The following is a 26,993-nucleotide window of genomic DNA, read 5'->3' as shown; positions in this document are numbered from 1 at the left end:
AAACCTAGAGCGGCATTCCAGAAAGTTTCGCTACCAATTCCGGTAGTTTTCGCGCTCCGAATTTCTCCAGCAGCCGGGCACGGTAGGCCTCGATAGTGCGGTAACTCAGGCCCAGTTCCACGCCGATTTCCTTGGCTGACAGGCCACGGCAGGACAGGATCGCGACCTCGCGTTCGCGCGTGGTCAACTCGACCAAGGGGCGTTCTTCCGAGATGTCGGAAAAACTCCAGATTCCATGCCTGAATGGGTCGTCCGGCGTTAGGGACCGACCGCGTGCACGGCACCAGAACAGGTCGCCATTGCGCCGCCGCATGACCCGTTCGTCCGTGTAATATCCTGTGTCACGCATCACTTGAAGGCTGCGCGCGCCAATCCGTTCCCAATCCGCGACCGAGGGGTAAAGGTGCAGCAGAGGCATGTTGCGGTACTCGAATTCTTCCCCGCCAAAGGTGCGGGCGAATTGCAAGTTGCACCGTCGGATGATCCGGTTCTCCAGCTCGACAAGGCCGATTGGGGCATATTCGAAGGCGGGGTCGCTCATCCCGCTATGGTGCCGGGATTTTAGTGGGATGAGAAGGGGGAAGGCCGGGAATATGTTCCTGGCTTGACCTGTGATTTTGTTAAGGTTGTAAAGATGGTGGGAAAATTTGACTATAAGTAATAGAAATATATCAAAAGTTCCGAAAATTCCACGGACAATGACAGGGAAAGTGCAGCTATGAGGGACGCGCTGACAGGAAGTCGAATCCGCGAAAGGCGTCAGATCGCTGGTCTACGTCAGGCCGAACTGGCGCGCCGTGTGGGTATTTCGGCTTCTTACCTGAACCTGATCGAACATAATCGCCGCCGGATCGGGGGGAAATTGCTGGTCGATATTGCGGCGGCTCTGTCGGTTGAGCCTTCGGTCTTGACGCAGGGGATCGAAGCCACCCTAATCTCGGCCCTGCGTGAGGCTGCGGTAGACGCAGTTGGTCAGCAGGCTGAGGTTGATGCGCTTGAGGAATTTGCTGGGCGGTTTCCCGGTTGGGCGGGGGTTCTGGCGCAGATGCACCGCCGGGTGGTTTCGCTGGAACGCACCGTTGAAACCCTGTCCGACCGTCTGACCCATGACCCGCATTTGGCGGCGTCGATGCACGAGGTGCTGTCGACCGCCGCCGCGATTCGGTCCACAGCCGCCATTCTGGCTGAAACACATGAGATTGAGCCTGAATGGCAGGATCGATTCCACCGCAACCTTCACCAGGATGCGGAGAGGTTGGCAGATAGCTCCAAATCGCTGGTGGCTTACCTGGACGACACCGAAACCACCGATGATCGGAGCGGGGTGCCGCTGGAAGATGTTGAGGCGTTCTTTGAACGTCACGACCATCATTTCCCCGAGATCGAGGCTGGTGCGGACCCTGCAGACTTGGACCTGAGCGGTTTTGATTCGACGGCGGCCCGGACTGTGACCCGCGGGTTTCTGGACGTCTATGCAACCGATGCACGTGCTATGCCTTTGGACGCGGTGAAAGCGGTGCTGGACGGTGCAGAGCCAGACCCGCTGAAACTGGCTGCTCAATTCAACGTGGATATCGCGACCGTCCTGCGGCGACTTGCGGCTTTGCCCGAAGGCGTGCTGCGGCGACCGACAGGGCTGGTTATTTGCGATGCATCCGGCAGCATCCTGTTCACCAAATCCGTTCCGGGCTTCGCAATGCCCCGATTTGGCGAGGCCTGCCCCCTTTGGCCCCTGTTTCAGGCGCTGAATCGCCCTCTGGTTCCGATCCGTCGCCGGATCGTGCAGCTTGGTCGCTCGGCTGCCGAGTTCGATTGCTTTGCCTACGCGTGGCCGCAAGGGGTCGCAGGCTACGATGATGCGCCTGTTTACCATTCGGTCATGTTGGTCCGGTCGGTTGAAGAGGGCCAGCCCAGTGATCAGGCCGTCGCACGTGTAGGTCCCAGTTGCCGGGTGTGCCCCAACGATGATTGCGCGTCGCGCCGCGAACCATCGATTCTGAGCGAAGGTTTTTGACAGTTTCCCGACAGACGGCGTAAGCTGGCGCTGACGGTTTGTGGATGGATGATCCGTCTCGGGGAGGAATACGACAAATGAGCCGCAAGGTTCTGTTGATTGAGGATGAGCCCAACATTGCCGAGGCCATTCGGTTCCTGTTGACGCGTGAGGGTTGGCAGGTCGAAACGCACTCGGAAGGGACGGACGCGATCGAGGTGATCCAGGGCGCACAGCCTGATCTGGTGATTCTTGATGTCATGTTGCCGGGCAAAAGTGGCATGGATATTCTGCGTGACCTGCGCGAACTGGACGATATGCGCAGCTTGCCGGTTTTGATGCTGACCGCACGCGGGCAATCGCGCGACCGCGAGATGGCTGAAAACGCTGGGGTCAGCCGCTTTATGACTAAGCCGTTTTCCAATGCCGAGGTGCTGACAGCCGTACGCGACTTGCACGCTCAGGCCACGCAATCATGAGCAACGGCGGGGATCGACAGCCTCCGGGCGTTCGGCCTTCGCTGTTTCTGGAACGCCAGAGTTACCGCCGCCGCCGGCTGATGGACGCCGCGCGACTGCTTCCGATTCTGGGGGCTGCGCTGATCGCCATTCCGTTGCTGTGGCCGGAATCCGAAGGCGACAACGGTGTGCCCCTGTCCTCGGCCATGTTCTACATTTTCTTTTGCTGGGGCCTGCTGATCGGGGTCAGCTTGATCTTTGGCTTCGCAGCTAGGCGCAGCGCTAGCCGAGATGACGCCGAATCGGATGCGGACAAATGGCAACGCTGAACGTTCTAATCCTTGTTTGTCTGGGCTATGTCGTGCTGTTGTTTGGCGTCGCTTTTGCGGCAGACCGGTTGGCGGCGGCAGGCAAGGGTGCGTGGTTGCGCTCACCTCTGATCTATACGCTGTCTCTGTCAATCTATTGTACTGCCTGGACTTTTTACGGCGCTGTAGGCAATGCTGCCCGCTCGGGGCTGGAATTCGTTACGATCTATCTTGGCCCCACGCTGGTGATGATCAGTTGGTGGTGGGGTCTGCGCAAACTGGTGCGGGTGGGGCGCAGTCAGCGGGTGACGTCAATCGCCGACCTGATCTCGTCCCGGTATGGCAAGTCGAACACGCTGGCAATCGGCGTGACCATACTGGCTGTGCTAGGCGGCACGCCTTATATCGCGCTGCAACTGCAATCCATCACTCTGTCCTTTTCGATCTTTGCCGAGGCCGACCCCACAGGGCTTTACCGCGAAGGATCAAGCGTGTTTTGGGTTGCGGCAGGGCTGGCTGTTTTCGCCATTTTGTTTGGAACGCGAAATCTGGACGCCAACGAGCGCCACCACGGCGTGGTCACTGCAATTGCGGTTGAATCCGTCGTCAAACTTTTTGCGCTTCTGGCGGTGGGCATCTTTGTCGTCTGGGGCATTGCCGGCGGTGTCGTGCCAATGATGGACCGTATTGACGCCTCGGAGATAGGTCAGTGGAACGTCGATGCCGGTCGCTGGACAACCTTTGTCTTTCTGTCCGCTGCGGCCTTTGTCTGTCTGCCCCGCATGTTTCAGGTCATGGTCGTCGAGAACGCAGATGAAGCGCATCTGAGGACTGCCGCCTGGGCCTTTCCGCTATATCTTCTGTTGATGAGCCTGTTCGTGGTGCCGATCGCTGTGGTCGGGCTTGACCTGTTGCCCGACGGCTCGAACCCCGATCTGTTTGTGCTGACGGTACCGCTGTCGCAGGGCAATGAATGGCTGGCCATGCTGTCATTTATCGGAGGATTTTCGTCGGCCACATCCATGGTGATCGTCACCGCCATGGCGCTGTCGACTATGGTGTCGAACCATGTGGTTATGCCCATTTGGCTGAGCACGCAGGAGGGGGGCGGATCCGTCTCGGGCGATGTGCGCAACGTTGTTTTGATGGCGCGACGCGTGTCTATCGCAGTGATCATGGCGTTTGGGTACTATTATTACCGATTGTCAGGAGGAGGAGCGGCGCTTGCGTCAATCGGGTTGGTGGCTTTTGCCGGAATTTCGCAAATCTTACCCGCTTTGGTCGGCGGGTTGTTCTGGAGAGGGGCCACGCGGACGGGCGCGCTTGTGGGGCTGACGACCGGGTTTCTGCTTTGGATATATACGTTGTTGCTGCCCGGAATGGGCGGTGTCCTGATGACCGACAGCGTCTTGCAGCACGGACCTTTCGGGCTGGGCTGGTTACGCCCGCAGGCGCTGTTCGGGATCGAGGGCATGGATCCAATGGTCCACGCGGTGATGTGGTCGCTGTCGTTGAACACGGTGGCGTTCTGCGTGGCTTCGCTGCTGAGCTTCCCTAGCCCGCTGGAACGGTTGCAGGGCGCGCAATTCGTCAATGTGTTTGACCATTCCGTTGCCCCGCGTGGCTGGAGTGGGTCGGTCGCACAAAGCGAAGACCTGATGATCATGACCCAGCGGATTCTGGGGGCCGGTCCCGCGCAGGAATTCTTTCAGGCCGAAGCCCATCAACAGGGTGGCCGCACGCGCCTGCCCGAACCGACGCCTGTCTTTCTGGAGCGCCTGGAACGGGAACTTAGCGGTTCGGTCGGGGCGGCGACGGCCCACGCGATGATCGGTCAGATCGTGGGAGGCTCGTCGGTTTCGGTCGAAGACCTGCTGGCGGTGGCCGACGAATCGGCGCAATTATTGGAATATTCCAGCCAGCTTGAGGTGAAGTCAGCCGAACTCAGTCGCACTGCGCGGCAACTGCGCGAGGCCAATACCAAGCTGACCCAAATCTCGGAGCAGAAAGACAGTTTCCTCAGCCAGGTCAGCCATGAATTGCGCACCCCCATGACCTCGATCCGGGCGTTTTCCGAGATCATGCGGGACACGGACGGGCTGAGCGACCAGGAACAGACGCGCTATGCTGCCATCATCCATGACGAGGCCCTGCGTCTGACGCGGCTGCTGGACGATTTGTTGGACCTCAGCGTTCTGGAAAGCGGCCGGGTCAGTTTGAACATGGGTGGCGATACGCTGCGGTCCGTGCTGGATCGGGCTGTTTCCAGCGCTTTGGCCGGAGGAAGCCATACTTTGACCGTTCGGCGTTCAATCGCGTCTGAACGCCTGCCGCTCCATACCGATCTTGATCGTCTGGGGCAGGTCTTCATCAATCTGATCACGAACGCCCAGAAGTATTGCGACGCGGATGAGCCGGTTCTGACGATTTCCGCCCATGATGTAGGGGGACAAGTCGTGGTCGATTTCACCGATAACGGCAGCGGCATTCCTCCCGAGGCGCAGTCGATGGTGTTTGAGAAATTCGCTCGGATCGGCGGTGACAAAGCCGGCGGGGCGGGATTGGGTCTGGCGATCTGCCGGGAAATCATGCAGCGCCTTGGCGGAGAGATCACCTACTTGCCCGGTCAAGGCGGCGCAGCGTTCCGCGTTCGCGTGCCGTTGGCCTATCGGCAGGCCGCGCAATAGCGTTTTTGTAAAGACATTGGTAACCGCCGCTGGGTTAGACCAGAGAAGATGAAGTAAATTGGCGGTTTAGGCTATGGCACAACCGGTCAACGCGGTGTTGGCGCGCAAACTCTCGGTCGGGCAAGAAGGGCAGGGGGATGGCCCTCGTTCTGCCCTGCGCGCTTTTCGGCTGGGGTTTGCCCGCGCCGCGGGGGATCGGTTGAACTTACCTCTTTCAGTCATCGGGGCGAAGCAGTCAGCAAGATCTCCGGATGTACTGGGCGATTTTGCAGGCGACGATTGGTTGTTGTTGCGCTTCTCAGATCCCGATGGGGTCGCGGCAGCGGTATGTATGGATATCGGGGTGGTATCGGCCATCCTTCAGGTGCAAACGATCGGAGAGGTCATGCCTGACCCTCCTGCCGGTCGTTCGTTCACAGACACGGATGCCGCCATGGTCGCGCCAATGGTCGAAGAGGCACTGCGTCGCGCCGATGCTTTAGCCGATCCCACTGGCGGCCAGCCTGGCCTAACCGGTTATGAATTCAAAGCCCGTCTTGCTGATATGCGATCGTTGTCCCTGGCCATGGTTGAGGACGCATATTTGACCTTTGATCTGACGGTCGAATTGAGTGGCGGGTTGCGTCAGGGCCATATTGCACTGCTTTTGCCCGAGCGGGCGGGCACGGATGCTGAAATTGTGCCCGAAGACCCCTCGGGGCCGAGCCTGGAGCAGGCAACCGGGGTTGTGCGGGCCGAATTGAACACGGTGATTTGCCGGATGAACCTGCCGCTGGCTGCATTGTCGGGGCTCTCGGCGGGCGATGTATTGCCGCTTACCGGCTCCCGGTTGGATCGGGCCGAGGTTCTGACCATAGATCGCACCCGTGCCGCGGTCGGACGATTGGGCCAATGTGGCGGGATGCGAGCAGTGCGGCTAAATGAATATGCACCACTGCCAGCACTGGCCAATACCGAAGAGTTTCTGGAAGCCCGGTTGGCCACCGAGCAACCTCACCACGCAGAAACAGCGAGGCAAGAAGGTCAGCCCTCGATAAAGGAGCCCGATCTGACAGCAGAGACACTGGAATTCAACGACTCTGATCAGATCGCCGCCGAAATTTCCAAACTCGCTGGTTTGGAAAACAACCCGGATGCATTTGGGTAAAGCGGTAGATCAGTCTGTCGAGCCGCGAATTTGGTCCAGCGTCGGGCGCAGGTTCTCCAGTGCGTAACCCGCCTTGGTTGTGGCCTCTAGAATGTCATCGGTGCTCATCCGGTCACATTGTCCCAAGGCCCAGACAACCGAGCATCGCGTGCCAGAGGCGCAATAGGCCAGAACCGGCCCGGTGCAGTTTTCGGCAAGGTCACGCTGACGGGCCACGTTTTCCGGCGTCATCGTCTGGTGGGTCAGTTCCAGAACCTCATATTCCAGCCCTGCCGCCCGAACAGCCTGACCGATTGCGTGAGACTGCATATCGACCGGCACCTCAGTATTCGGGCGGTTGCAGATAACCTTCACGAAACCTGCATCGACAATGGCTGGGACATCCTCGACCGTGATTTGCGGCGAGACGGCGTAGCGGGGGGTGATGGGGCGAATCTCCATCCTGTTTGATTAGGCCGCGTTGGCCGCCCTGTCCAGTTTCGACCCCACCGCAGGGGCCGCATACATCCCCGCAATCATCGCAAGAAGGAACACAATCCCGCCAACTCCCCCATATGAGATCGACGCAATGGCCGGTCCGGGGCACAGGCCCGACAGCCCCCAACCCATCCCGAACATAACCGAGCCGATGATCAGGTTGCGGTCAAGCTCGGGAGCGGATGGGGCCGGAAACGTCCCGCCAGTCAACGGGCGGCGGTGCTCGGCCAGTCGCCAGGCAAAGAACATGGGCACGATCGCGCCGCCCATCACAAAGGCCAGCGTCGGGTCCCAATTTCCGAAAATGTCCAACCAACCCTGAACTTTGGTGGTGTCGGTCATGCCCGACAAAAGCAGCCCCGCGCCGAAAAGGGACCCTGCGAGGAGGGAAATCACCATACGCATCAGATCAACCCCAGCAGGTGGCGCAGGAACACCAAGATTACGGCACCGGCGCCAATATAAATTACCGTCGCCACGATGCCGCGCAGCGAAAACCGGGAGATGCCGCAAACCCCATGCCCCGACGTGCAGCCATTGGCGATCCGAGTGCCGACCCCAACCAGCAGGCCCGCAATAATGACGACCGAGAGGTTGCCTGTCAGATGTGTCGCGGGCGCGGGAGATAGAAGCAGGCTGAGAATCAAGGGCATTCCGACAAGTCCTGCGATAAAGGCCAGTCGCTCTTTTGTACGGTCCGAGCCGTCGATCAGCCCGCCTAAAATACCGCTGGCCCCCATGATGCGACCGTTACCCAACAGGTAAATGGCAGCGCCCAACCCGATCATCAGGCCGCCGCCAAATCCCCAAATCCATTCCGTTTGCATTGTTTGCCCTTTCGACGGATCTTTACAGCTTGTTCAGTGGAACCTTCAGAAAAACATCGCCTTTTTCGTCCGCTGGTGGCATCTGGCCGGCCCGCATGTTAACTTGAAGGGAAGGAAGGATCAGACGCGGCATTCCCAGGGTCGCATCGCGCGCATCCCGCATCTCGACGAATTCTTCGATCGGGCGGCCCTGACCGATATGCACGTTCAGCGCCTTTTGTTCGCCCACGGTGGTTTCCCACGCGAATTCATCGCGGCCGGGGGCTTTGTAGTCGTGACCAACAAAGATCCGAGTCTCGTCGGGCAGGGAAAGGATCTTTTGAATCGAGTCATACAAGACCTCCGAGGACCCACCGGGAAAGTCACAGCGCGCGGTTCCGAAATCGGGCATGAACAGGGTATCGCCGACAAAAGCCGCATCGCCGATCACATAGGTCATGCAAGCCGGAGTGTGGCCGGGCGTATGCAGGACATCACCCCGCATCTGGCCGATGTGAAAACTGTCGCCTTGGCGGAACAGGGCGTCGAATTGACTGCCATCGCGCTGAAACTCGGTCCCTTCGTTGAAGATTTTGCCGAAGGTTTCCTGAATGGTGACGATCTGGTCGCCGATGCCAATTTTCCCACCCAGTTCCTGCTGAAGGTAGGGCGCAGCCGACAGGTGGTCGGCATGGACATGACTTTCCAAAATCCATTCAACCTTCAGCCCGTTGGCGCGGACATGGCTGATGATCTCGTCGGCTGAACTGGTGCTCGTGCGACCCGAGGCATGGTCGAAATCCAGAACGCTGTCGATAATCGCGCAGGCTGTGCCTTCGGGTTCTTGCACCAGATAGGACACCGTGAATGTATCGGTGTCGAAAAATGCCTTGACCTTGGGTGTCATCTTGCCCTCCGCTTGTCTTTCTCTTTATATAGTAAGTCTGGAATATATCGCAATCAAGCTTGCGTGACTTGATGCCTGTCAAGGCAGATTAGCCGGAAATCGACTAGACTTTAACCGTTCCGCAATTCGCCGCCGATTTTGCCTTACGTAACGGCAAGTTTATGCGCGACCGCGGGCGTGGATCAGCTAGTCTTAAAACAGTTACCTATATGGGTGTAGTCAGACAGCATTTGGGAGGATGACGATGTCTACAAGCAATTTGTATTCCGAAGCCGCACAACTGGAAGAAAAGTTGCAGGGTGCCTGTTTGGAAACTCGTCTGGCCTTGCAGCCTAGCGTTACAAAGGTAATCGATCGGATGCGCCAGCAGGGCGTTCACGTGCCATCGCGGCTGCGTCGCCTGGATGCGGCCCTTTGCGAAGATGCAATGGAAGCGCAGTTCGACAACTTGCCAGTTTGACGTACAGGTTTAGCTGAACGAAATTCCCAGGATCACCAGCATCAGGCCCAGGACCGACAAAAACAGGGACGCCAGATTCCACGGCAGAACCCCCTGAACAACGGCGCGCAGTTCATCATCAGACAGGCCCGATTTGCGGGCCTTCATCACGCGCAGGATACACCAGACCAGCCCCAGGAGACCGGCAAGCGACAGGGCGGCTCCGCCCCAGGTGATGAGTTCGAACATTTGGCCTCGCAATCTTTTGCTGATGCGCATTGCGCTTACCGGATCGCATTGTGGCGCACAAGCCCGGCCTGCGATTGAACGCTTGCGGCGCCGGCGGGTGCGATGTATCCGGCATATTGCCGCTGCCACCGCGGCCGGACCGCAACCTCTGGGAGAGACGTAGATGGAAGAAATGACCGAAGACCAGGCCACCGCCAATTACCGCGTGACCGCCGGAGAACTGCGCCAATTTATCGAGCGGTTCGAGCGTCTGGATGCCGAGAAAAAAGACATCGCAGAGCAGCAGAAAGAGGTTATGGCCGAAGCCAAGGCCCGCGGCTACGACACCAAGGTGATGCGCAAGGTCATTGCCCTGCGTAAACGCGACGAGGACGACATCGCCGAGGAAGAGGCGGTCCTTGAAATGTACAAAGAAGCGCTTGGCATGAGCTAAAGGCCCTTTGCAAACGCCCACACCCGGCGTTTGCCCATCCCTCAATACCTAGAGGGGCGCGTTGCGCGGGCTCAGAACCTGAACCCCGCTCATATTTGCCAACCGAGCTACGTCCTGTTCGTACAGCTCCGAGAATGCATCAACGATTTCTGCGTTCCATCCGGGAAGCTCAAGCTCCTCTTCAAGCCTGTCCGTTTCGGCGTGTTCCTCAAAAATGTGGAACAACTGGACCTGAAGGGCTTCAGGATCGTTGGCTTCAGTGTCCAAGGCTGCCTGCGCCAGAACTTGCCCCTCTGCAGTCAACAACGACAAGATCAGGTCATATTCTCCGGTCAGGGCTGCGGTTTCGGGTATCCCGCTGACTTGGCGCACAACATTGCCCCAGATGAGGGGGGTGTCTTCGTTGCACCAAAGCGTAATCTTCACATCCGGGGCGAGATCACGAATATCCTCGATCATGCCAATCCAGCTCAGACAGCTTAGATCTGTTGTGCGCAGAATCTCTTCGCGATCTGGGTCGGGCAGGGCCATCAGCAGTTTCGGGATAAAACTGCCTGGATTTCTAAGGGCGAAATACAGATTTATAGGTTCTTCTGGAAAGGCCTGCTGCAACAGCGCCATCCTGCGCCCGGCATCGGGATAAAGTTGGCCGTCGCGCAGAAGATTCCCCTGATCACCCACGAAATTGTCGTTCAGGAAAATGGCACGCTTGGTCGCCGCGTCCACAGGCAAGGCCAGTCGCATTTTCTTGATTGCGTCAGGTGACAGAGTTCGAATATCCGGCCCGCCGAAATTCGGTTTGAAATACTGACGATACCGACGAGGGCCAAAGAACCGCGCGCCACACTCGCTGAGCAACGCACCATTCGCCTGAAGCGACCTTTGCAGCCGCCCCTGATCCGTAAAAGCGGCCCCAGCGTGGATCGCAAACTGCATATCCGGCTCTTGTCCCTGCATCTTCTTGCCTCGTTTGTCGGGTTACAGGTTGCAACCCGCGCAGTCAAACCCGCCTCAACTAACCCTTCGCTTGCCTCGCCAACGACGAAACAAGAATTTCCCTAAGTTGCGGTGAAATTTCGGGCTTGCAGTCGCGCGGCAGAGAAAGTAATCGACACCCAGTGCCCCTATAGCTCAGCTGGTAGAGCAACTGATTTGTAATCAGTAGGTCCGCGGTTCGAGTCCGTGTGGGGGCACCATTTCACATTAAATTACAATGACTTACGCTCAGTGCTTTGCCGGCTGTGTCCAACGTTAGCGTTAACTGTGTCCACCGAATGTCCGATAAGTCCAAAAAAGGACGATTTTTCAGAAGGGTAAACTAAGAAAAATCAGTTACTTAGCTGATATGGAGGGGATGATTTCGGGAAATTTGTAATCAGTAGGTCCGCGGTTCGAGTCCGTGTGGGGGCACCACTTTAACATCCAGTTGCGTCCGATTTTGACTGATAGTAGCTTGTAGTTGAAGGATTTCTACTATCGGATTGTCCGATGTTGTCCTGCCACGTGCGCTGTAATCTACCCCCAAATGGGGTACCAAATTGGGGTACGTGCCACACGGTGACTGGAAGGTACCCCCAATGCCTGTTTTGAGCGACGCACGGATTCGGGCTCTGAAAACTAGGGAGAAGCCCTACAAGCAGGCCGATTTTGACGGGCTTTATTTGCTGGTGAAGCCGATCGGTTCGAAACTCTGGCGCTTCAAGTATCGTTGGTTCCAAAAGGAAAAGCTGCTGGCGCTGGGCAAGTATCCTGAAGTGACACTGGCCGATGCGCGACGGAAACGGGACGACGCCCGCAGCCTGATCGCAAATGGCGAAGATCCTTCCAGCGTGCGCAAAGACAAAAAAGCCAGAGAAGAGGCAGAGAACAACGCTACCTTCTCCAAGTTGGCGGCAGAACTGCTGGAAAAGAAGCGCAGCGAAGGCCGTGCCGAAGCAACGCTGACAAAGACCGCCTGGTTTCACCGGCTACTTTCCGCAGACATCGGGAAAATGCCGATCACGCAAATAACAGCACGGGATATTCTGGTTCCGCTGCAGAAGATGGAAAAAAAGGGCAATCACGAAACCGCCGTACGGATGCGGTCTGCTGCCGGGGCCGTCTTTCGCTATGCCATCGCCCTGCGCCCCGGAGAGTTGCGAATGGCGGAGTGGGATGAGATCGACGAGGCCAGAATGGCGTGGACAGTTCCGGCACATCGCTCCAAGATGCGGCGGCCTCACACAATACCGCTTTCCCGCCAAACCTTCGATCACTTGAAGGAACTGCGCGACCTGACGGGTTGGGCAAGTTGCTCTTTCCATCGGTACGTTCATCCAAGCGCTGCATGAGCGACAATACTTTGAATGCCGCGCTGCGCCGCTTGGGATACGAGAAGGACGAGATGACGGCGCATGGCTTTCGGGCAATGTTTTCCACACTGGCCAATGAGTCCGGCCGCTGGCATCCGGACGCCATTGAGCGAGCCCTCGCCCATGTGGAAAAGAACGAAATCCGCCGGGCATATGCACGCGGAACACACTGGGATGAGCGAGTTGATTTGACACAGTGGTGGGCAGATCAACTTGATAAGATGAAGAAGGAAAAACTGGGACATGATTGAATGTGAACAAGCCCCGGTAAAACCTAATGAACAATTGATCCAAGCTTGGGTCTATCAGAGCAGTTGGTCCCTCAAAGACGCGGTCCTACTTGCGTTGGGCATTTCGCTGGATGATGCCGGAGCCGCAAAGGAGCTGGATGATCACAGTGCGCTACTAACTAGAACGAAGCGGTCGGGTGAACGATTTGGCGCGCCTGTTTTTTGGCTTTGGTGGGCAGAGCGCAACAACCTACCGTTCCATGCAGATTGGTGGCTAGCCATCACACCGGAACGCCCGATCGTATTTGACGGTCAGCATTTTGCGCATCGAAGGAAGAAAATTCTTTCCCCTGAATACGCTGGGCAGGAACGGAGTCTGATCGGGGAATGGGTCCGAAAACCTTATTGGACAGCCCGAGAGGCAATCGATTTGTCGCTGAACTTTAAGCCATTCCGCACAGAAAGCTGGCGCGGTAACGCCCCGGAAACCGGAGAGACGATACGTGAGCGTGACGACAGGTTCCTGATATTGGAAAGGGCGTTAGAGATCGGGGAAATCAGTGAGAAGGCGCCTGCAAAGGACTATCTGCTTTGGCTGGCGAAAAGGGGGTATTATGTGTCCTTAGCGTGGCGGCGTGCCGTGGGGATGCCGCCTCACGATGGCCAGCATCCGGATACCGTTGTCGAGAATGCGGAAATCATCGCGGAGAACGAAAAACTTCGAGATATGCTGCGAGCGAAAGATGAGCGCCTGTCTGCTTTGGACGCAAAGCTTGAGGCCTCTTCCTCCCCCGAAAACAGCCGGCCGCAAAAGTCTGCAAGCACTACACGGATCGCAACGCTTCAAAAAGCCCTCATTGCATGCGCAGTGGACGGTCACAGTTATACGCCCATCCAAAAACGCTCTGACGTGCCGAAGCAGATTGCGGACAAAGGTGCTGAACTTGGCTGCGGGGTGGATCAGCAAACGGTTCGTAGGCTTCTAAAGGAGGCAAGTGAATTGCACGTCAACAGCAACTATTGGAGCGACTGAACCCTAAAAAATATAATTCACATCGTGGATCCACGATCGGACTTCGTGGATAATCGCTGCACAAGACCGGACCTTGTCAGCCTTGGACCATCTGTAACAAACATAGATGGACTACGATGCAATTTGACGATCTTCCCAACGAAGCGCTGCTGCGCGAAAAGCAGATCCTGCACCCTCACGGTCCCGTGCCTGTATCCCGTTCGACGTGGTGGGCAGGCGTCCGTGCTGGGCGCTTCCCTCAGCCTGTACGTCTCGGGCCTCGCACAACAGCTTGGCGTGTTGGTGACATCCGCGAACTCTTGCGGGAGGGCACTTAATGTACCAGCCCCAGAGCTTTTCTGTTTCCCATAACTGGGCATCTCTGAATGGGGGTGCCGATGGCTAAATTCAGCTACAATTCTGCAATGGGGGATCTGTTCGCAGATCCCTCTACTGCCGTTTCGCAATCGCATGTGTCTGAGACCAATCAAGGCGGGGTTCAGGCTCAAGGGCAGTTTCACTCCAATCCGCCCGCGCTGACGTCAGTGCAGGTTGCTGCATTGGAGGCGATAGAAGCTGAAAACCTCGGCGAGGACGAACGCTATCTCAAAGACGTTGAAGTGGCCAAACGCTTCGGCATCGCTCGCCAAACAGTTTGGAAACGCGTGGAGCTTGGCGTTCTACCCGCACCGATCAAGCTGCCTCCAAACAGCAGTCGCTGGCGCCTATCCAGTCTGCTGTCGTTTGAGAAAAAACTGGCTGAAGCATCACGCCAAACCAAAAAGAAAAATCGCAAGTCGGGGCGCGAAATATGACACGGGCCCACTACAAGGTGAAGGTCTGCCAAGACCAAGTCTATTCGGTAGATGAACTGTGTAAAATCTACAATGTTCGCCGCAATGCCATCACCGACTGGATGAAATCCGGCCTGCGGAAATCAGACGATCTGCGTCCTTTTATTTTTCGTGGGGCTGAGCTGCAACGCTACCACAATGGCCAGAAGCGCAAACCGCTCGCTAAACTGAAACAGGGTGAGTTCAATTGTTTGAGCTGCGGCAGCGCATGGTATCCCGCTCCACAGTCGATCTCGCTGATGACAACCTCCAGTCATAGGTACATGGCGGTGGGCGTCTGCGCTACCTGCGATGCCCAGGTAACAAAGTTACTGAAAGCGTCAGAATACGACAGAATAGAAATATGCCTTATGTCGGGTACCAGCCTGGCTCTGATAGACGAAAGTAATTGTGAGATCCCAGCTGATACCGGGAATAAACCCGGCTTTCGCGAGACGGTTTGGTACCCGACAAACGATCGGATCGTGCATGAGTGGCAAGTCTATGCTGGGCGCTTTGAGACTTCGACCAAACGCGCCCATCTGCGGAGCATCCGCATGCTGGAGGTTTTCCTAGGAGGCAAAGCCTTCGATAAGGTCACGCCAAAGGACGCCGCAGACTTTCGTGATCATTTGGTCAATCTTGGCCAAACGCTCAAAGAGCATGGTGGTTTGGGTAATTCTACCATCCGGCACCACGCGTCGCAGGTTCGCCAGTTCTTCGAATGGCTCCGGCTTCAGGACGGCTACAAGCGTTTGAGTCAAAACATCCCACTCTATCTGGAGCTTCCAAAGGCGGTACACGCCAAAACCCTGCCGCGTGATGATCGCGACTATCTGACGATCGAGCAGGCGGAAAAGATGTTGGAGAAGATGCCTGATCGCACGATTGCGGAGCGCCGTGATCGCGCAATGGTTGCTTGTGCTTATGCCAGTGGGTTACGCGCCGCAGCGCTCACTACGCTGAGACTGAAACATATTGACCTTTGTAAAGGGGAGCTGGTTCAGGACGCCTTAGAAATGCGCGCAAAGAATGGGAAGAGCTTTCGCAGTGTTTTCTTCCCGCGTACTGAAGCCTTCCAAGAGGTTTTGGTAAGCTGGCTTTCGGAGCTAATGGTAATGGGCTTCACCCAAGACGACGCTGTCTTCCCTGAGCTTGCACATCTGAAACAACGAGGATCAGAGATCAGCCCCGTACCCCCGATGAAATCCTCCTCAGCCGTGAGCTGCGCCTTTGATCTCGCCACCTCCCAGATCGGACGCAAATGCACACCGCACTCTGTTCGTGATACGCTCAAGGCGCTTGGGGATGAGCTTTGCACCTCTCCCAAAGACCGTAAAGCCTGGTCCCTAAATCTTGGCCATACGAACGAAAAAATCACTGAAATCTACTATGGAAAAATGTCGGACCATCAACGTCGCAGCATTATCGAGGGGCTTTCTACTGGTGGTTTGCTAACCGCCAAGGAAAACGCGATGGTGCGCGACTTCTATGAAAGCCGCTTCGAACGGGGCAGTGACGAGTACAACATGGCAAAACGTTTGGCCGAAAGGCGTGCGGCTGCCCGCGATGGAGATGAGGTGCTGGAGTAGGGGGCATTTACCGCGCTGAACACGAGCGGCGGAGATGCGCAGAAGGTAGACTTCGGAAATCTACGAGAACAGCGCAAAAAATTTCTTTCACCAAACGCCGAACATGCTGAGACGGGGTTAGGCAAACTTACCGCTCACAATGTTCCAAAAGAATCTCTGTGAGGAACTAAGAATCCTTCAGGATTGCGTAATAAATTAGGTTCCGCACTTTTAGTCGGGGTTTTCTGCAGGTTTGGAAAGGTCGTGCGAATTGAAGGTGGGATCCAAATCAGTTCGTACATGCAAAAGGACGCACTTAAAGCCCGGAACATGCCGAAAGCGCAAGGTGTTTGGCAGAGGTGGGGATTTTTAGGTTAGTGATTAAGCCGCTGTTTCGTCCTCATTTATTCTAAAAAAAATTGAGTACAGAGTCGGCACCACTATCAGCGTAAGAACGGTTGCAAAACTCAAACCGCAGATGATCACCACTGCGAGTGACTCGAAAAACGGATCCCACAGCAAAGGCATTACTCCAAGTACAGTAGTAAGTACTCCCAGTGACACTGGGCGGACGCGTAGAACGGCTGAGTCAACAACAGCCAGCAATCGAGGTTTTCCACCGGCAATCTGAGTATCGGTTTCGTCAATAAGGACGATAGCGTTTTTGATTAGCATCCCTGTTAGAGACAAAATACCCAGTATTGCCATAAATTCGAGTGGCGTTCTGGTTGCCGCGAGCCCCCAGACGACTCCAATGAGAGCCAGAGGTACTGTCAACCATATGATCAGTGGTTGTCGGATTGCGTTAAATAAGAAGAAAACTACGACAATCATCGCTCCGAACCCAAGCGGCATAGTCGAAGCTAAACCGTCGTTCGCACTTTGCGAGTCCCCGTACTCACCTCTCCATTCAAGAGAATACCCACTTGGCAATTTTATTGCCTCTACAAGTGGTCGGACTTGAGCGAAAAGGTCGCCTGAGAGTACTTCTGGTGCGTTATCGGCTTGTGCGGTGATTGCAAGCTTTCGGTCGATGCGCCTAAGGTTCCCAGCTTCGAAAACAAGGTCAAATCGGTCTACAACTTGGGATATTGGAATATACCCTCCGGCTACATCGCTATAAACTTGGATGTTTTTTAGGTCACTGATATTGCTTCGGGCTGCTTCGAACGGGCGCATAACTATGTCCAATAAGTTGTCGCCTTCGCGATAAATCCCTATCGGCGCCCCTACTTGATGCCAGTAAACTGCCCTGGAAATTTCCGCTTGGGTGAGACCGAGCCTGCGGGCGTTTTCCGTGTCAATAACTGGTCGAATTACCGGCTTTTGTTCGCGCCAGTCGTCTTTTATCGCGATGGCTCCATTTTCAGCGAATATCAGTTTTGCCTGTTCGGCGAGTTCCCGAAGCACAACGGGATCGGGTCCAGAAAATTCAGCTTCGACTTTCGATCCACCACCGGGGCCCAGTACAAACTTCCAAACTTTTGCATATGAGTCAGCGTAGTTTTGGTCAATCCATGACTGAATTTCAGGCTGTAACGCATCGATCTGCCGGTAATCCTCTACGTCCACCAAAATTTGACCATAGGCGGGGTTCTGGTCTTCACTGTCGTATACCAACATGAAGCGTAAATGCCCGCTGCCCACGGACAGATTAGTAGAGTTGACACCTGGCAGAGTTAAGAGATGCGCTTCAATCTCTCGCATGTCCTGACTGGTTTGTTCAATGTCGGTTCCCTCTGGCAAAAAGTAATCCACAACAAATTGCGCCCTAGTGCTGTTGGGAAAGAAGCCCGGCGGTACCAGCGCAAACCCTGCGATCGCAGAGAGAAAGAGCGCAACAACAAGCCCCACAGTCAGGTACCGGAACCGGATCGCATACGCGAGGAGAGCACGATAGGCACGGAGAATTGCATTCTCTGCAGGCGGTTTTTCCGAGGTTGGTTTCAGCAGCAGAGTGCAAAAATAGGGCGTGAGCCAAATCGCTACCAACCACGAAAAAAGCAACGAGATAGAAATGGTCCAGAAGAGGCTCCCGGCGTATTCTCCAGTGTTGTCCGGTGAAAAGCCAATTGGGGAAAACGCCAAAAGTCCTACAACTGTTCCTCCGAGCAGCGGCCATTTGGTTTGATTTACGACAGAGATAGCAGCGTCGCTGGTGGCTTCGCCGCGTTGAACTCGGACCAACGTACCTTCGACAACGACAATAGCGTTATCAACCAGCATGCCGAGCGCAATGATCAGTGCGCCCAGTGAAATCCTTTGCATGTCGAGCCCTAAGAGCTGCATGCCGGCAAGCGTGCCTGCGACTGTGACCAACAGAATACCTCCCATGAGTATTCCGGATCTTAACCCCATAAAAATAAGCAATATGCCTACAACGATGATGAGCGCCAGAACCACGTTCATGACAAAGTCGTTGATCGACTCTTTTACCGAAGCAGACTGATCAGAGATTGGCAAAATCTGGATTCCGATTGGCCTTAGGTTCTCCAGTTCGTTTATCCGTTGCTTCACGGCTTCGCCCATGTTCACAACGTTTCCACCCAGGCTATTCGATATTCCAATTCCAATTGCAGGCTGACCGTCCCGAAAAAGTAGGGGGCTTGCTGGTTCAACGTAACCGCGCGACACGGTTGCGATATCTGAAAGTCGGAATGATGCACCACTACTCGGCACAGAAACGACTAGGTCTTTGATAGCGTCAATTGAGGCTACTGCCGCCGACGGACGTATCTCTATTCGTCGCGAGTTGGACTTTATGGAACCCGCGGGCGCTACGAGGTTTTGTCCCTCCAGAACTTGCCCAATTTGCTGCGGTGATATTCCAAGTTCTATTAACCTTGCTGGTGCATACTCTACAAAGATTGCTTCATTCTGTTCACCACTTAAGACCACCTTGGAAACACCGCTGACGGCAACCAACTCCCTCTGGAGCTCCTTCGCGTACTCGTGGAGCTCGGCTATTGAATAGCCATCGCCAACAATCGCAAAATATAAGGCATACACGTCGCCGAAATCATCGTAGACCTGAGATTGGAGCGCGTTCGGCGGCAGACTTGTTTGAGCGTCAAGTATCTTTGCGCGCAATTGGGCAAATCTTGCATGGAGTGACGGAAAATCAGGTGTCGTGGGGATTGTAAACTCGACCGTCACAGTGCTGAGTCCGGGTGATGAAACTGACTTCACCTCTTTTACCCCAGAGAGCTCTTGTAGAGCATTCTCAATAACCTCAGTGACTTCTTCGGCGACTTCTTCTGCAGTGGCACCCGGATAAGGTGTTATGACCTGAGCTTGCCTTATTATGAACTCAGGATCTTCGAAACGAGGAAGAGTTAAGTATGCAAAATAGCCAGCCACCAAAATGAGAATAGTCACCAACGCGGAAATTAGACGCTTCTCAATTGCAAACCTTGCGAGATTCATTTGCTACTCACCAACTTTTGAAATCGGGCGAACTACCATGTCTTCCTGCAGTTCGCTCAAGCCTGCAGTTACAATCATTTGCCCTTCTTCAAGGCCAGTTTTTACGAACACGAAGTCTTCAGATATTTCTCCCAATTCAACGGGTCGACGCTTGACAGTGCTGTTGGATCCATCCAATAGCCAGACATAAGGGGAACCGTCGGGGCTTGCCGCTAAAGCTGAAAGTGGAACCACAACATGTGTGTCGCTTTGCCCGTCCGCCCTAATAATCACGCGCGCTACCATCCCAGGCAGTACAATCAAGTCTTCAGGCGGGGTTACTGATAGACGACCTCGATAGGTTTGTGTTGCTGCGTCTGCTTGAGTAGTAAACTCGACAAGGTCTGCGTTCATTTCTACGCCCGGCAACGAGTCGAACGTAACCATGCTAACAACATTGTCGAAGCCAATTGACGACATTGCGATTATGTCAGCGCCGGGCAAGTCATAGCTTACATCTACAGTCGATAGATCTTGGATTAAGGCGATGGTTTCACCGGCTTGAACATTACGAAAATTGTCCACGTTGCGCTTGGCAATCGTTCCGTCGAACGGCGCTCGAAGCGTAGCATCGGAAAGATCGTTTTTTGCCGATTGAATTTGTGTTTTAAGGCCACGGATCGCCGCTTCTGCAGCAATTATTTCTTCTGGCCGTCCACCGATACGACCAATTGTAAGCTGCTCTTCTCGTGACACCAGTTCAGCTTCTGCCAGACGAAAGGCAGCTTCACGTTGTTGGTACTGCGCAGTAGGAATTACCCCCCTCTCCAAAAGCTGAGCTGAGCGGATGTAGTCTTCCCGAGCTTGGTCTCTTTGGGCTTGAGCTGCCTCAACCGAGGCTTCTAGAGCTGTAATTTCTTCAGGGCGTGCACCTGACCTCAGCACAATTAAATTCGCCTCGGCCTCTTCGAGTTGGCTGTTAAGCCTTTCTACCTCTACTTCAAAGTCTCGGGTGTCTAGTTGGGCAACAACGTCTTCCTGCATGACACTGCTAGAGGCCCTAATTGGCAGCTCTGTAATTCGTCCACTGACTCTAAAAGAGAGTTCAACTTCCTTCGACGGATAGACAATTGCAGGATAAATCCTTTCAAAATCAGATGAGGCTTTAAGAACAGTGAAGACTTTTGCTGGTCTTATCGTTGTGGGAGCGTCTTGTGCTGCTGCCACGATGGGAAAAGCACCAAGTAAAACAACCGCCAATGCCCCTCGGAAAATCAAATGCATAGTTTTTCACCTGCTTTTAAGATGCTCGCTCGTTGAGCGCACCCAAGGGGCCCACCAAGCTTCGCGAGAAAAGAGATCGCTTGAACCAACTCTGCCCGCACCTGCAGATTTTCACAAATTGGGCCGAGCCAAAATGGCTCGGCGAGAGCTTCAGGGAAGTGGACAGATTTTATTGTTGTATTATAAAGCGTAAGCGAAATATCCGACCAAAAAACTAAATTCGCGAAAGCCTGAAGGTCCACCGTAGTGCCCAGCGATTTTCGATTTCAGTAGAACTCGGTGTTAAGATCTTTAACGAGTAGCGTTGTTTGCTGGAAGATACCGCGCGTCTAACTGAGTAGAAGCGAGAAGTAGGAAAAACTTACCGAGCCTCGGTGCAACTTGGAGCTAGGGTGCATTGGCAATCAGAAACCAAGTTCTCAATCTTCAATCACTCTTCGTTGCAATGGCTGCTGTTCAGCTGGCCACTGCTGGATCTGGTACTTTGGTTCCACTCGCGTTTTCTGAAATTGGGGCGTCTCAAGAAGCCGCTTCGTTTGCGGCGTCCGCATACTCTGCAGGGTTTTTAGTCGGGTGTTTTGTTGTCGCCAGATCGATTGCTGATATTGGCCACATCCGTGCATTTGCTTCTGGCGCAGCTATCACGATAGCGGTGGCCATACTTTTTTCTGTTTCCACCAACACACCATTTCTTGTCTTTTTGCGGTTCCTCTCCGGTTTGGCCACCGCAGGGCTTTTTTCGATCGGTGACACGTGGATCAATGAAACTGCGGAGGAAAAGACCCGGGGAAGAGTTCTCGCAGTCTATGCTATAATAGTCGGCGTAGTCGCCGTATTCAGTCAGTTTTTAGTTTTTGTAGTGCCCGGGGATATTCGAGAGGTATTCGTCTACGTCGCTTTGTTTTACTGCATTTCGATTGTGGTCATCTCGACTACTCGCTCATCTCCTCCCAATAATGAAACCACGGTACCCATTCGAATACGCGGTTTATTTAAGGACGCCCCAGCCGCAGTCTTGGGCGTATTCGCCATGAGTATGGTGTCTACAACTTTGTTGAGCGTTGTCCCCTATAATGCTGCTCAGCTAGGGGTCGAAATAATCGATGTGGCCCTTATGGTAGCCCTCATTTATCTCGGGCGTGTCCTTTTTCAGTTTCCGCTTGGATGGCTATCCGACAAGATGGACCGTCGGAAAGTAATCTTGATAGCTACGGTCACCGCAACAGTAGTTCTTCTTCTTATGGCGGTTCTGGTCGACGTGGACTACGACCACAGCGTCAATTCATTCGACTACAACTCAATCGGCTTCGTAATCCTTTGCATTATTCTGATGCTACTGGGTGGTAGTTTGCTCACTCTATATTCTTTGCTTGTGGCGCACGCGTTGGACAGAACGGTTCCTGTCTACGTCTCTTCGGCGGCGGTAACTATGCTATTGGTTTGGACTCTCGGATCGATAAGCGGCCCCTTGATCGCCAACTTGGCTACCACCTTCTTCGGTGACATCGCGCTTTATTGGGTGAATTTCACGGTCATGCTTTGTTTTGCATTGTATTTGGGGCAAAGGATTTGGTCAGTTGAGCCTGTGTCACGTGCTGAGCAGACTTCTCACACTGAAGTCTTACCAACCAGTACAGAAATGGCCCCTACCGATAAACGTTAGAGTGCTGATCACCACGTTTCTAAAAATGAAGTCAATCTAGAGTGTGTGAGGAAAAATGGGCCGTTAAAAGCGTGCTCTACTCCCCAAAAGACTAAAGAAAGGCTTGGCCTAAACGAGATTTGGTGGCTTATTCCTTAGCTTAACCCAGCGGAGCTATTTTTGTGGAGAAGGGATGCATGAATTGGAGGAAGCTTTGTGTTTTCCTGCTGCTACTTTTCCAATTGGGTTGCTCAAGCATTTCTAGGAACCCAGTGAGCGAGTTGGATCTAGAGAGCCCACAAGTTCCGGGCATCGAAGGTGCTCGTTATTGGGCCGATGTTGCTCCAGCCAATATCAGTGAACTGCTGGAAATAGCTCAACGTCAAAGGCGAACATCTGGGTTATCTTCAGATTATACACTAACACTATCGGGCGGAGGCGAAGATGGAGCCTTTGCTGCCGGCATTTTGAATGCATGGAGCGAATCCGGCACGCGCCCAGAATTTATGGTCGTTACCGGAGTTTCAACGGGTGCTTTGGCAGCGCCGTTCGCCTTCCTGGGTTCTGACTATGACGATGAGCTCAAAGAGTTGTACGGTGGGTTACCACCGTCCCGGATATTCAGAGGACGACTTGTAACTGGTATCCTAAGTGGTTCTTCTGTCAAAAGCTCTGACCCATTAAAACAACTTATACAGTCTTACATAACGGACGATTTTCTAGCGCAAGTTGCCAAAGAACATCGCCGCGGACGGCGTCTGTTGGTTCAGACAGTAAGCCTGGATGCACAGAGGCCAGTACTTTGGGATATGGGTGCAATCGCGAACAGCAATTCAGCGAATGCAAAAAAGGTATTCGCTGATGTAATACTCGCCTCTGCGGCAATTCCGGGCGTTTTCCCTCCGGTTTTAATTGATGTTGAGACTGATGAAGGTGTCCGGGATGAACTTCACGTTGATGGTGGTGTATATTCTCAAACCGCCTACGTGCCTGGATGGGATATCCCAAGGAAATATGCTCGCGGTGGCAAGCTGTATGCAATCCGAAACGGCAAAGTTGAGCCAGAACTTAGAGTTATTGAACCGGGGGTCTTCCAAGTGTCTGCACGCTCGCTTTCTACGCTAATCAAGGCGCAAGGCGTAGATGATCTTACGATTGCGTACAAACTAAGTCTGCAGCGAGACGCCGAATACCAAGCCACTTGGATTGGAACTGATTTCGAATATCCTCTAGCTGAGCCGTTTGATCCAGAGTACATGCAAGCGCTATTTGACTATGGTTATCAGCGTTTTAACTCTGCGACCCTTTGGAGCGATCGTCCGCCTCGGTAAGCACGATTACTTTATTGGCGCCAAAGGGATCGTTGCTTCAGTTGGCTTGTCAGGTAAATCATAATCATTAATGTATGTACTTATGTCGATGAGTGAAACTGAGCGCAACCGGTTACGACTTTGGCGCCGCTGGCAAGTCACGTTTGATCATTTTAAGTATCCGCCCCCTATGCAGAGGGTGCATCAAGCACTTGTTATTCATCCTCAACCGTGGACAACTCGCGGTTTGGCTAAATATACTAATTTGCCTCAGACAAGCGTGAGACGGCAGCTGACTTTCCTGGCGAACCCGAACGTGCAACGTGTAGACGATGGGTTTCAAATCACAGAGTTGGGATTGGCTTTGAACTGGACTGTGCATCGCGAACTGACAAAGTTCGTTCGAGGCGGGCACCGATTTAGCCAAGAGCTAATTTCCGCACACAAGCAGTCAACTGGTGCGAATGGTGTGGGCGGGGCCGACTACGAATGGCTTGCTACGCATATCTGGTGGCCAGTAATTGAGGCGCCGGAAATTCTGGACGCGTAGGTTGTTTAATAGTTTGGATTGGCAGCGCCTTAAAGCTTGAACGAGTGGATGTCGGTTGTTCGTAGACTTAAGCGCTTATGTGGTTGCAAAGACTGCAGGAAACGAACTCACAATAACTCTAACTCAATTACCTACAATTGTTTAATGGGGGCAAAGGACGTGGCGGCAAAGAAAAAAATCTCTAAGAAGTCCTATGAGACAGAATTGAAGAGATTGCAGGTGGAGCTTTGCCACCTCCAAGGATGGGTGCAACGCACTAAAGCAAGAGTTGTTGTAGTATTCGAAGGGCGCGACGCTGCAGGAAAAGGCGGCGTCATCAAACGTATTACCGAGCGTGTGAGCCCACGAGTTTTTCGGGTCGTTGCGCTTCCTGCACCAAGCGACCGACAAAAGTCCCAAGTCTATGTCCAGAGGTATTTTGAACATCTTCCTGCAGGAGGCGAAATCGTCCTTTTCGACCGAAGTTGGTACAATCGCGCGGGAGTGGAACGGGTCATGGGTTTCTGTACCAACAAAGAATATGAGAACTTTTTGACCGATGCGCCTGGTTTTGAGCGATACCTTGTCAGGGAAGGTATCATACTTTTGAAATATTTTTTTGATGTTACTAGAGAGGTTCAGCAGGAGCGCTTCAAGGACCGCATGATCGATCCTAGAAAACACTGGAAACTAAGCCCGATGGACTTGGAGTCCTGGGCACGTTGGTGGGACTACACAGAAGCATATGAGAGAATGATTTCGGCGACAGACAGTGTACATGCGCCTTGGTTCCGCGTTCCCGCAGACAACAAACGCCTAGCAAGGCTGAACTGCATTTCACACTTACTTCAGTCGATCCCGTATAATGAAGAGCCCTTTGTGCTTCCGGAATTGCCAAATCGCCGCGAACACATGAAAGGTGCTCCGAAGTCCATTTCGTTCAAACATACTGTTCCGCAAAAGTACTAAACGGGCTTTGAGTCGGAACACGTCCTTTCACACTCTATTGGATTGCCCGATTTTATACCGCTTCACGTCCAAAGGTTCGCCCACCTAATAAGACAGAAAGTTTTGTCACAAGACTTTAGTTGATCGTCGTTTGTTCACTTAAAGCAGTGTTCGAAAAATTCGTCTATCTCACCTGATTGTAAAATTTCGGCTTCTTCTTCACTGTATGAATCCGGTACTTTTCCAGTGGTTCGATAGCGGACGTATTTATGTGCATAAACTAGGATAATTCCCTGCGCTAATTCATAGAATACTCTACGTTCGTTTTCATCTACTTCGACACCTTGTTTCATTATTTCATAAACACAATTTTCGGTGCCTGTTAGGATCGTCTCTTCGCCTAAGAATAAGTAAGAATGTGTCTTTTCATCTGCTGTAACTGGAACACCAGCTACACTGCAAAGGGCGATGCTGATAGCGCTTTTGATCAATTTTTTCACGTTGATAGCTCTTCTATTCTTCATAAATTGGCTTTTTTGTAAGTATCGGCCAAGTCTAGCAGCAGGATCGTTTTGTTGCACCCTTGTTCGATCATGCTCTACCATCGGACCATAATTTCCGGTTGCACCTGTGCAGCTTGTTCAAGACCGCATGGTGGTGCGGCGAAGTTAGGAGTCTGTTCATGGCAGAACCGATCGTGGTGGACAGTTTTATTGCTGTGACTCTTGGCATCGTTGTGTACTTTCTAGGATCAAGGCTCACAGAGCAGTTTGAGTTTTTGCGCAAGTACTCAATCCCCGAGCCGGTTTCAGGTGGCTTACTGGCGGCACTAGTGACACTAGGCGTGGTAACAGTGACTGGGCGAGAAGTAGTTTATGATCTGGCGTCGCGCGACTCTTTGCTGATCTACTTCTTCACCACAATTGGTCTTAATGCGAAGTTCTCAGACCTAGTTAAAGGCGGCCCACTTCTCGGCCTCATGCTTGTTTTGACCATTGGGTATATGTTTATCCAGAATGCAATAGGCATTCTCGGAGCTTCACTATTTGGCTTGCCATCTCAGGCCGGTGTGATGATGGGGACAACGTCTCTCATCGGTGGTCATGGTACAGCCATAGCGTGGGGCCCAGTTGTTGAAGAGCAATACGCTGTAGCGGGGGCGGCGGAGCTTGGCATCGCCGCTGCAACGATCGGATTAATAATGGCAAGTCTAATTGGCGGACCAATCGCCAGCTACTTGATTGCGCGTGACCGGCTCGAACCAAGCGCGAAAGAGAAAACGTCGATTTCCAGTTCCAATCAAGACGCTATTGAGGTGATAGCTTCTACTGATCCAACCGGTGGCCCGACGAATCCTGGAATGATGAGAGCTATTCTTTGGACGCATCTAGCAATTGTGATTGGCTTCATTGCAGATGAGTCGCTGGAATTAACCGGAGCAAACCTGCCGCTCTTCGTGCCATGCCTTCTTTCCGGTATTTTACTTGCAAACCTGACGCCGAGAGTTTTTCCGAAGATCAAGACACCAACGGGTACCGCCTCGTTGAAACTATTACAGGACTTCTCGTTAGCAGTGTTTCTTTCAATGTCTCTAATGAGTATGCAGCTTTGGACTTTGGCGGGTTCCGCTGGTGTTTTAGCCGTCACTATGACGCTTCAAGCTGCGGCTGCGGCAGCTTTCATCATATTCGTTGTCTATCGAACGATGGGGCGAAACTATTTTGCTGGCGTGATGTCTGCAGGTTTCGCTGGTTTCGCTCTTGGAGCTACACCAACGGCCATAGCCAACATGACGGCTGTGACGCATAAATATGGCCCGTCTCCGCTTGCCTTCATTGTACTTCCGCTGGTTTCAGCTTTTTTTGTCGATATTGCCAATGCATTTATTATCCAATTGTTCGTCTCGAACTTACCTTAGATTCAGGCTCAATTGAGTTTCATAGCCAGAAGTCGACCCCTGCAGCCAAAGCGATA

The 26,993-nt window shown here is 53.6% G+C and carries 27 protein-coding genes and 1 tRNA gene; 18 read left to right on the top strand and 10 right to left on the bottom strand.

Annotation, left to right across the window (positions count from 1 at the left end; translation table 11 throughout):
- Positions 1-4 precede the first annotated feature (4 nt).
- Positions 5-541, bottom strand: a complete 537-nt coding sequence (locus ACR0DB_RS02895) for a LuxR C-terminal-related transcriptional regulator (RefSeq protein ID WP_170770066.1) — start codon at positions 539-541, stop codon at positions 5-7.
- Positions 542-718: 177 nt separating this feature from the next.
- Between ACR0DB_RS02895 and ACR0DB_RS02890 the strand changes: the two genes are divergently transcribed.
- From ACR0DB_RS02890 to ACR0DB_RS02870, 5 genes are all read left to right on the top strand, one after another.
- Positions 719-2,014, top strand: coding sequence for a helix-turn-helix domain-containing protein (locus tag ACR0DB_RS02890; RefSeq protein ID WP_480548765.1), 1,296 nt, complete (start codon positions 719-721; stop codon positions 2,012-2,014).
- Between the two features lie 77 nt (positions 2,015-2,091).
- Positions 2,092-2,472, top strand: a complete 381-nt coding sequence (locus ACR0DB_RS02885) for a response regulator transcription factor (protein ID WP_170770068.1) — start codon at positions 2,092-2,094, stop codon at positions 2,470-2,472.
- Positions 2,469-2,780, top strand: coding sequence for a hypothetical protein (locus ACR0DB_RS02880; RefSeq protein WP_170770069.1), 312 nt, complete (start codon positions 2,469-2,471; stop codon positions 2,778-2,780). Before ACR0DB_RS02885 ends, ACR0DB_RS02880 begins: the two co-directional genes overlap by 4 nt.
- Positions 2,768-5,446, top strand: coding sequence for an ATP-binding protein (locus tag ACR0DB_RS02875; protein ID WP_480548763.1), 2,679 nt, complete (start codon positions 2,768-2,770; stop codon positions 5,444-5,446). Before ACR0DB_RS02880 ends, ACR0DB_RS02875 begins: the two co-directional genes overlap by 13 nt.
- Positions 5,447-5,519: 73 nt before the next feature.
- Positions 5,520-6,593 carry a FliM/FliN family flagellar motor C-terminal domain-containing protein gene (locus ACR0DB_RS02870; protein ID WP_480548761.1) on the top strand — a complete coding sequence of 358 codons (1,074 nt, stop codon included), beginning with the start codon at positions 5,520-5,522 and terminating at the stop codon, positions 6,591-6,593.
- A 9-nt stretch (positions 6,594-6,602) separates the two neighbouring features.
- Here the strand turns inward: ACR0DB_RS02870 and ACR0DB_RS02865 are convergent, their stop codons facing one another.
- From ACR0DB_RS02865 to ACR0DB_RS02850, 4 genes are read right to left on the bottom strand one after another with little or no spacing between them, the layout of a single operon-like run.
- Complete coding sequence (locus tag ACR0DB_RS02865; RefSeq protein ID WP_480548759.1) at positions 6,603-7,034, bottom strand: protein tyrosine phosphatase family protein; 432 nt, start codon at positions 7,032-7,034, stop codon at positions 6,603-6,605.
- Positions 7,035-7,043: 9 nt separating this feature from the next.
- Positions 7,044-7,475, bottom strand: a complete 432-nt coding sequence (locus tag ACR0DB_RS02860) for a DUF6691 family protein (protein WP_170770073.1) — start codon at positions 7,473-7,475, stop codon at positions 7,044-7,046.
- The gene (locus ACR0DB_RS02855) at positions 7,475-7,897 is read right to left on the bottom strand and encodes a YeeE/YedE family protein (RefSeq protein ID WP_170790449.1); all 423 of its coding nucleotides are present in this window, start codon (positions 7,895-7,897) and stop codon (positions 7,475-7,477) included. Before ACR0DB_RS02855 ends, ACR0DB_RS02860 begins: the two co-directional genes overlap by 1 nt.
- Before the next feature lie 22 nt (positions 7,898-7,919).
- The gene (locus tag ACR0DB_RS02850; protein ID WP_170770075.1) at positions 7,920-8,783 is read right to left on the bottom strand and encodes an MBL fold metallo-hydrolase; all 864 of its coding nucleotides are present in this window, start codon (positions 8,781-8,783) and stop codon (positions 7,920-7,922) included.
- Between the two features lie 244 nt (positions 8,784-9,027).
- Between ACR0DB_RS02850 and ACR0DB_RS02845 the strand changes: the two genes are divergently transcribed.
- A complete protein-coding gene (locus ACR0DB_RS02845; protein ID WP_170770076.1) occupies positions 9,028-9,243 on the top strand; it encodes a hypothetical protein in 216 nt (71 codons plus the stop codon).
- A 9-nt stretch (positions 9,244-9,252) separates the two neighbouring features.
- Here the strand turns inward: ACR0DB_RS02845 and ACR0DB_RS02840 are convergent, their stop codons facing one another.
- Positions 9,253-9,471, bottom strand: a complete 219-nt coding sequence (locus ACR0DB_RS02840) for a hypothetical protein (RefSeq protein WP_170770077.1) — start codon at positions 9,469-9,471, stop codon at positions 9,253-9,255.
- A 163-nt stretch (positions 9,472-9,634) separates the two neighbouring features.
- Here ACR0DB_RS02840 and ACR0DB_RS02835 point away from each other — a divergent pair, with 163 nt between their 5' ends.
- Positions 9,635-9,904 (top strand): DUF2312 domain-containing protein, encoded by a 270-nt coding sequence (locus ACR0DB_RS02835; RefSeq protein ID WP_480548757.1) that lies wholly within the window; start codon positions 9,635-9,637, stop codon positions 9,902-9,904.
- Between the two features lie 48 nt (positions 9,905-9,952).
- Here ACR0DB_RS02835 and ACR0DB_RS02830 read toward each other — a convergent pair whose 3' ends face one another.
- The gene (locus ACR0DB_RS02830) at positions 9,953-10,861 is read right to left on the bottom strand and encodes a hypothetical protein (RefSeq protein ID WP_480548755.1); all 909 of its coding nucleotides are present in this window, start codon (positions 10,859-10,861) and stop codon (positions 9,953-9,955) included.
- A 163-nt stretch (positions 10,862-11,024) separates the two neighbouring features.
- Between ACR0DB_RS02830 and ACR0DB_RS02825 the strand changes: the two genes are divergently transcribed.
- The 7 genes from ACR0DB_RS02825 (at position 11,025) to ACR0DB_RS02795 (ending at position 15,922) form a co-directional block, all read left to right on the top strand.
- Positions 11,025-11,100, top strand: a tRNA-Thr gene (locus ACR0DB_RS02825).
- A 381-nt stretch (positions 11,101-11,481) separates the two neighbouring features.
- Positions 11,482-12,234 carry a tyrosine-type recombinase/integrase gene (locus ACR0DB_RS02820; RefSeq protein ID WP_480548753.1) on the top strand — a complete coding sequence of 251 codons (753 nt, stop codon included), beginning with the start codon at positions 11,482-11,484 and terminating at the stop codon, positions 12,232-12,234.
- Entirely contained in the window at positions 12,231-12,506 is a 276-nt protein-coding gene (locus tag ACR0DB_RS02815) for a tyrosine-type recombinase/integrase (RefSeq protein WP_480548751.1), read from the top strand. Before ACR0DB_RS02820 ends, ACR0DB_RS02815 begins: the two co-directional genes overlap by 4 nt.
- Complete coding sequence (locus ACR0DB_RS02810; RefSeq protein WP_480548749.1) at positions 12,499-13,518, top strand: hypothetical protein; 1,020 nt, start codon at positions 12,499-12,501, stop codon at positions 13,516-13,518. The genes ACR0DB_RS02815 and ACR0DB_RS02810 overlap by 8 nt, the downstream gene beginning before the upstream one ends.
- A 116-nt stretch (positions 13,519-13,634) precedes the next feature.
- Positions 13,635-13,835: a helix-turn-helix transcriptional regulator gene (locus ACR0DB_RS02805; protein ID WP_480548747.1), complete on the top strand. Its 201-nt coding sequence runs from the start codon at positions 13,635-13,637 to the stop codon at positions 13,833-13,835.
- A gap of 60 nt (positions 13,836-13,895) precedes the next feature.
- A complete protein-coding gene (locus ACR0DB_RS02800; RefSeq protein WP_480548745.1) occupies positions 13,896-14,312 on the top strand; it encodes a helix-turn-helix transcriptional regulator in 417 nt (138 codons plus the stop codon).
- The gene (locus ACR0DB_RS02795) at positions 14,309-15,922 is read left to right on the top strand and encodes a tyrosine-type recombinase/integrase (protein WP_480548743.1); all 1,614 of its coding nucleotides are present in this window, start codon (positions 14,309-14,311) and stop codon (positions 15,920-15,922) included. The genes ACR0DB_RS02800 and ACR0DB_RS02795 overlap by 4 nt, the downstream gene beginning before the upstream one ends.
- A gap of 360 nt (positions 15,923-16,282) precedes the next feature.
- On the opposite strand, the gene ACR0DB_RS02790 is transcribed toward ACR0DB_RS02795, so the two are convergent.
- Positions 16,283-19,327 carry an efflux RND transporter permease subunit gene (locus ACR0DB_RS02790; RefSeq protein ID WP_480548741.1) on the bottom strand — a complete coding sequence of 1,015 codons (3,045 nt, stop codon included), beginning with the start codon at positions 19,325-19,327 and terminating at the stop codon, positions 16,283-16,285.
- Positions 19,328-19,330: 3 nt separating this feature from the next.
- Positions 19,331-20,590 (bottom strand): efflux RND transporter periplasmic adaptor subunit, encoded by a 1,260-nt coding sequence (locus ACR0DB_RS02785; RefSeq protein WP_480548739.1) that lies wholly within the window; start codon positions 20,588-20,590, stop codon positions 19,331-19,333.
- A gap of 397 nt (positions 20,591-20,987) precedes the next feature.
- On the opposite strand from ACR0DB_RS02785, the gene ACR0DB_RS02780 reads away from it, so the two are divergent.
- The 3 genes from ACR0DB_RS02780 to ppk2 all read left to right on the top strand — a co-directional run bounded on the left by ACR0DB_RS02780 (position 20,988) and on the right by ppk2 (position 25,040).
- Positions 20,988-22,253 (top strand): MFS transporter, encoded by a 1,266-nt coding sequence (locus ACR0DB_RS02780; protein ID WP_480548737.1) that lies wholly within the window; start codon positions 20,988-20,990, stop codon positions 22,251-22,253.
- A 176-nt stretch (positions 22,254-22,429) separates the two neighbouring features.
- A complete protein-coding gene (locus tag ACR0DB_RS02775; RefSeq protein WP_480548735.1) occupies positions 22,430-23,563 on the top strand; it encodes a patatin-like phospholipase family protein in 1,134 nt (377 codons plus the stop codon).
- A gap of 688 nt (positions 23,564-24,251) precedes the next feature.
- The gene (gene ppk2 / locus ACR0DB_RS02770) at positions 24,252-25,040 is read left to right on the top strand and encodes a polyphosphate kinase 2 (protein ID WP_480548733.1); all 789 of its coding nucleotides are present in this window, start codon (positions 24,252-24,254) and stop codon (positions 25,038-25,040) included.
- Positions 25,041-25,174: 134 nt separating this feature from the next.
- On the opposite strand, the gene ACR0DB_RS02765 is transcribed toward ppk2, so the two are convergent.
- Positions 25,175-25,624: a hypothetical protein gene (locus tag ACR0DB_RS02765; protein ID WP_480548731.1), complete on the bottom strand. Its 450-nt coding sequence runs from the start codon at positions 25,622-25,624 to the stop codon at positions 25,175-25,177.
- Positions 25,625-25,701: 77 nt separating this feature from the next.
- Here ACR0DB_RS02765 and gltS point away from each other — a divergent pair, with 77 nt between their 5' ends.
- Positions 25,702-26,937: a sodium/glutamate symporter gene (gene gltS / locus ACR0DB_RS02760; protein ID WP_480548729.1), complete on the top strand. Its 1,236-nt coding sequence runs from the start codon at positions 25,702-25,704 to the stop codon at positions 26,935-26,937.
- Positions 26,938-26,993 lie beyond the last annotated feature (56 nt).

The organism is Ruegeria sp. AB6, assembly GCF_056542685.1.
Note: the sequence above shows the minus strand (reverse complement) of the source record. Positions and strands in the feature narration are given on the sequence as shown.